Origin of the sequence: Clostridium sp. CAG:43, assembly GCF_000434655.1 — a bacterium.
Taxonomy (GTDB): Bacteria; Bacillota; Clostridia; order Lachnospirales; family Lachnospiraceae; genus Otoolea; species Otoolea fessa.
Genome location: NZ_FR895117.1, coordinates 85,682 through 86,197 on the forward strand (window position 1 = coordinate 85,682; position 516 = coordinate 86,197).

The window sequence follows — 516 nt, forward strand, 5'->3', positions numbered from 1 at the left end:
GGTATGTGCGCCGCCCGCAAAGCGGCTTAACAGAGAATTTGCAATCTCGACTGCGAAGTTAAAATATTTGAAATAGCCCAGAAGAAGGAGGTTTAAAAACACGCAGGTTGTAACAGCAAGGCGCATTCTGTGTTTACTCTGCATCCTCCCAATCCACAATCCAAAGAAATAATTCAGCCCGATCGAAACAAGCATCAGAATCACATACTTCGGCTCGCCCCACGCATAAAAAAAGAGGCTGGCCGCCAGAAGGATGCCATTGCGGATATGCAGATTTTTCGTTATAAAATAAAGCAAAAATACCGCTGGCAAAAAATACCATAGGAACACAAGGGAACTAAATAACATAAATCATACCATCCTGTATTTGTTACTGTTCACGCATACGTGCCCAGTAACCTGTATTTTCTTATATAGCAGATAAATCATATCTATATTCCAGACACTCTATTATACGGGTAATCCCCCTTAATCTGTCAAGTGTTTTTGACCAGAATAAAGAATGTGCCTTGGCAC

Annotated in this window: 1 pseudogene; it reads right to left on the reverse strand. The window is 41.3% G+C overall.

Features of this window, described 5'->3' with window-relative positions:
• Window positions 1–297 (reverse strand): annotated as a pseudogene (locus QVO97_RS12435) (MBOAT family protein); the annotation flags it as partial.
• Between the last annotated feature and the right edge of the window lie 219 nt (window positions 298–516).